The following is a 4,914-nucleotide window of genomic DNA, read 5'->3' on the forward strand; positions in this document are numbered from 1 at the left end:
GAGCGCCGGGCCCGACGGCCCCCGGTCCGGTGACGTGCCGGGGAGCGCGGCGGTGACGACGGGCCCGGAGGGCTTCGAGCAGCCCGCCGGTGACGGGCACAGCCCGGGCAGCCGGGACGGCTACGACCACACGCTGCTCAAGTCGCTGCTCGGCGCGTGGGCGCTGTCGGCGTGTTCGGCGAGTGAGGCCGACGTCGTGGAAGCCCACCTGACGGACTGCGCGAGCTGCGCCGAGGAGGCGCTGCGGCTGCGCGACGCGGTCGGGCTGCTGCACACCGACGACAGCCTCGACCTCGACCCGATGCTGCGCTCGCGGGTTCTGGCGGGCTGCCTGGACCGGCGCCCCGCCCGGATTCCGGTACCCGAGTGGGCGACCCCCTTCGACGCGGAGACGGCCCGGCTCGACGCGCTGCTGCACGACATGGCCGAGGCGGAGTGGCGGGCGCCGGTGCGGCTGCGGTGGTTCGACGGCAGGCAGCAGCGGGAGCGGGTCACCACGGTCGGTGGGGTCATCGGCCATCTGATGGCCGTGGACGGGCTGGTCGGCGGTGCCCTGGGGCTGCCGGACCCGCTGGGTTCGGGCGCCGCGAGGCTGGATCCGACCGGCAGGACGGAGACGTACTGGGAGGCCGGCGTCCCGGACGGCCGGACGCTGCACGGGCCGTGGCGCCGTCAGACACACACGCTGGTCCGCACGGTGTCCTTCGCCTCCGACGACGCGGCCGACCGGGCGGTGCCGGGCTTGGGCCTGCCGCTGCGCGACGCCTTCCTGGACCGGGCCTTCGAGTGCTGGGTGCACGCCGGGGACATCGCCGACGCGGTGGACTACCCGCACGAACCGCCGTCCGGCGGTGACCTCAGGCAGCTCGTCGATCTTGCCGCCCGCATGCTGCCGCAGGTCCTCGCCGGCCGCCGCAGGGCCGGACTCGCGCCCCCGCCACGGCAGTTGACCACCGCGGGCGCACCGGGGCGCACACTGCACCTGGAAGTGGAGGGCAGCGGCGGAGGGCACTGGTACATCCCGCTCGACTCGCCGGGCACCGTGCCGTCACCGGACCGGGCCGTCGCGCATGTCGCCCTGGACGGAACGGAGTTCTGCCAGCTGGCGGCCGGGCACGTGCCGCCGTTGGACGCCGCAGCCGGAGCGGAGGGTGATCAGGAGGCGATCCGCGACGTCCTGCTGGCGACCGCCTCACTGTCCCGGCTCTGATGCCGCCCGGGGCTCCAGGGCGGCATCAGCCGTCCAGTCGTCCAGTCGTCAGCCGAAGACGACGGTGCGGCTGCCGTTGAGCAGCACCCGGTGCTCGCTGTGCCACTTGACGGCACGGGCCAGCGCCTGGCACTCGACGTCCCGGCCGATGGCGACGAGCTGCTCGGGCGTGACCTGGTGTCCGACCCGCTCGACCTCCTGCTCGATGATCGGCCCCTCGTCGAGGTCGGCGGTCACGTAGTGCGCCGTGGCACCGATCAGTTTGACGCCTCTGGCGTGCGCCTGGTGGTAGGGCTTGGCGCCCTTGAAACTCGGCAGGAAGGAGTGGTGGATGTTGATGATGCGGCCCGACAGCGCCTTGCACAGGTCGTCGGACAGCACCTGCATGTAGCGGGCGAGCACGACGAGTTCGACGTTCTCGTCCCGGACCAGCCGGAGCACCTCGGCCTCGGCCTGCGGCTTGGTCTCCCTGGTGACGGGGATGTGGTGGAACGGCACGTCGTAGGAGGCGGCGAGTTCGGCGAAGTCGGGGTGGTTGGAGACCACCGCGGCGATCTCGATCGGCAGGGCGCCGATGCTGCTGCGGAAGAGCAGGTCGTTGAGGCAGTGGCCGAACCGGCTGACCATCAGCACGACGCGCATCTTCTGCTCGGCGTCGTGGAGCTGCCAGTCCATGTGGAAGGAGTCGCCGATGGCGGCGAAGCTGGCCCGCAGCTTCTCCAGGGTGACCGGTGTCTCCGCGCTGAAGTGCACCCGCATGAAGAACAGGCCGGTGTCGTGGTCGCCGAACTGCTGACTGTCCTCGATGTTGCAGCCGGTCATGAAGAGGTAACTGGACACCGCGTGCACGATGCCCTGTTTGTCCGGGCAGGAGAGCGTGAGGACGTACTGGTCAGCGGCGGCGGGCGACGGCGAACTCATGCGCACCAGGGTGGCACATCAACGGACGAGGTCAGACCGCGCGCAGCATGATGGCGAGCACGTCCAGCGAGGTGGGTGGTTCGTCCGGGTTGTGGCCGTCGTTGGCGGCGAGCAGCACGTGCGCCTGCCGGGCCGCCTGCACCGCGTCCGGCCAGGCCGGGTGCTCCAGGTAGGAGGCGACGGGGGCGTCCGCGCCGATCTGGTGCATGATGCGCAGCACGCGCAGCACCGCGGCGTCCACCAGCGCCGCCTCCTGCGCGTCGCGGAAGATGGTGCCGACGTACTTCTCGGCGGACCAGTTGTCCAGCCAGGTGTCCTCGACGAGTCGGTAGACGGCGTCCGTGACGTCACCGTAACCGGGGCGGCCCGCCAGCCAGCACTCCTGCTGGAAGACGGGATCGGAGAGCATGTGCAGCGCCGAGCGCACGTTACTGCGCCAGCGCCACCACGGCATGTCATTGACCGGCATGCCGTCCATGGTGCTGGAACGACCACCGCGACGGGAAGACCTCTCCTGAGCTTGCACGGTTGTCGATCGTACGTTCCCCTCGGGGGCGCCGACCGACGGGGCCGCTGTTCACCCGTCAGTCACTCTGCGTTCCGTGTTCGTCGCTGGTCCGTTACGGCCCGGCGGGCAAGGTGCACGGACATGACCGTATGGCGCCGTTCCTGCCTCCGTCCGCTCACCGCCTCCCTCGCCGCCGCCGCTCTCGGCGGCGGACTGCTCACCGGCTGCGGCGGCCCCACCGGCGGTTCCGCCGACTCCGGGCCCATCACCGTCATGACCTGGGCCCCGGTGAAGACGCAGGCGACCAACATGCCCGGGGTCCCCGCCCTCGCGAAGGCCTACGCCCGCTGGGTCAACGCCGGCGGCGGCATCAACGGCCGGGAGCTGCGGGTCGTGACCTGCAACGAGGGCAACGAGAGTGTGATCGCCGCCCGCTGCGCCCGGCAGGCCCGCGAGAAGGGCGCCGTGGCCGTCGTCGGCTCCTACAGCCAGCACAGCCACGTCTTCATGTCCTCGCTGGAGGCCGACGGCATTCCCTACCTCGGTGGCTACGGCGTCACCGAGGAGGAGTTCACCAGCCCCCTCTCGTACCCGGTCAACGGCGGTCAGCCCGCGCTGCTGGCCGGCAGCGGGCAGCAACTGTCCAAGGTGTGCGAGCGCGTGGCTCTGGTACGCCCCGACACCCTGGCCGGTGACGAGCTGCCCGAGCTGTTCAACGCCGGGCTCGCAGCCGGCGAACGCACCCCGGCGACCGACGTGCGCGTCCCGGAGGACTCCACGGACTACACCGCCGAGGCGAAGCAGGCACTGCGCGACGCCGGGACCGCGCCCGGCGGCTCCCTGCCCGGTGCCGGGACCGCCCCCGGTTCGCAAGCCGGTACCACCGGGGACGACAGCGGGGACGACGGTGGGGGCGACGGCGGCGAGGTCGCACCGTCCTGCGTCAGCGCCGCGCTCGGCGGGCGGACCGGTGCGTTCCTGGACTCCTTCGCGAGGGCCCTGGAGGACGGCTCCGAGGTGGGCTTCGCCTCGGTGCTGGGCAGCGTGCAGCAGTCCCTCGTGGACCGCACCGGCGGACGGAAGAGCATTCTCGAGGGCAGCTACGTCACCGGCTGGTACCCGCCGTCCCGGGATCCCGCCTGGGACGAGATGAAGCACGTCATCCAGGAGCACGCCTTCGGGGACAACCGCATCGACCCGGCCGACCCGGGTGTGCAGACCACCTGGGTCGCGTACACGGTGCTGCGGTCCACGCTGGAGTCGCTCGCCGGCAAGCCGGTGACGTCGCGCACGCTGCAACGGGCGCTGGACACCGGCGCGCCGCTGCCGACCGGCGGTCTGACTCCCGACCTGAGCTGGCGCTACGAGGACCTGCTCGCGGCCCGGTCCTATCCGCGGCTGGTGAACTCCATGGTCAGCTTCCAGCGCGTGCAGGACGGCGAACTGGTCACCACCCGGAACGAGCCGGTGGACATCGGCCCCACGCTGGAGAAGGCGATCGTCGGCGGCTGACCGCCCCGGTGGCGCCCGACTCCCCGGGCGCCCGCTGACCGGCGCGTGCCGGGCCCACGGGACTCAGGACGCGCCGGTGGGGCCGGTGAAGCCCGGTGTGCCTACAGCTCGGTGGGCTGGCGCTCGTCGAGGCCGTACTTCCTCGCGGTCGGGTTCCACAGCGCGGCTGCCTTCTGCTTGGCCGCCGTGGCGTCGCCGCTGGCCCGGTTGCCCTTCGCCTGCCGGCCGGTGCTCCGCGCCGCTCCGTCGGGGCAGCCGCGGGGGCCGGCCACCTGGTCGGCCCAGGCCGCGTAGTGGTCGTCGGCGGAGGCCGACGCCTTCCACGCCTTGGTCAGCTCCGAAGCGAGCTTCTGGTGGCCGGGCAACTGGTCGATGTCCAGCTCCCCGAGCCGGGTGACCAGTTCGTTGCGCTGCTTCGCCGCGTCCCGCAGGTCCTTGGCCGCGGTGTCGAGGTCCTCGCACTTGCGGATGTTCTCCACCGAGCGGATCACCGCCTCCCGGCTGTTGTTGCTGTCCGCCAGCAGGGAATCCAGCGACTTGGCCTGCGCCTCCACCGGGTCGGCCGGAGGCTCGGACTGCTCGTCCTCGGCAGGCGCCGAGGGCTCGCCCTTCTGTCCGGCGGGCGTCGTGTCCTCGGAGTCGTCGCCACCGCCCAGGGCGGCGCCGACGATCAGCCCGGCGAGCACGATCGCCACCACGCCCACCGCGCCCATCACCATCGGGCTGGGCTTGCGGCGCCCGGGCAGCGCCCGGCCCCGCCCCT

General features: G+C 72.4%; 4 protein-coding genes and 1 pseudogene. 2 read left to right on the top strand and 3 right to left on the bottom strand.

The features are described from left to right. A partial coding sequence (locus tag ACYVE9_RS15585) for a zf-HC2 domain-containing protein (protein WP_461028448.1) occupies positions 1-1,210 on the top strand: 1,210 nt, incomplete at its 5' end. A 48-nt stretch (positions 1,211-1,258) separates the two neighbouring features. Here ACYVE9_RS15585 and purU read toward each other — a convergent pair. Continuing rightward, entirely contained in the window at positions 1,259-2,131 is an 873-nt protein-coding gene (gene purU / locus ACYVE9_RS15590; protein ID WP_461028449.1) for a formyltetrahydrofolate deformylase, read from the bottom strand. Positions 2,132-2,162: 31 nt separating this feature from the next. Next, positions 2,163-2,609 carry an SCO4402 family protein gene (locus tag ACYVE9_RS15595; protein ID WP_461028451.1) on the bottom strand — a complete coding sequence of 149 codons (447 nt, stop codon included), beginning with the start codon at positions 2,607-2,609 and terminating at the stop codon, positions 2,163-2,165. 171 nt (positions 2,610-2,780) lie between these two features. Here ACYVE9_RS15595 and ACYVE9_RS15600 point away from each other — a divergent pair, with 171 nt between their 5' ends. Continuing rightward, positions 2,781-4,151, top strand: a complete 1,371-nt coding sequence (locus ACYVE9_RS15600; RefSeq protein WP_461028450.1) for an ABC transporter substrate-binding protein — start codon at positions 2,781-2,783, stop codon at positions 4,149-4,151. Between the two features lie 101 nt (positions 4,152-4,252). Here the strand turns inward: ACYVE9_RS15600 and ACYVE9_RS15605 are convergent. Further along, positions 4,253-4,914, bottom strand: a pseudogene (locus tag ACYVE9_RS15605) (hypothetical protein); the annotation flags it as partial.

It is taken from the genome of Streptomyces sparsus, from assembly GCF_054776295.1.

Coding starts and splice junctions, on each gene's coding strand:
- ACYVE9_RS15600 (WP_461028450.1), top strand. CDS start 2,781: ATGACCGTATGGCGCCGTTCCTGCCTCCGTCCGCTCACCGCCTCCCTC.
- purU (WP_461028449.1), bottom strand. CDS start 2,131: ATGAGTTCGCCGTCGCCCGCCGCCGCTGACCAGTACGTCCTCACGCTC.
- ACYVE9_RS15595 (WP_461028451.1), bottom strand. CDS start 2,609: ATGGACGGCATGCCGGTCAATGACATGCCGTGGTGGCGCTGGCGCAGT.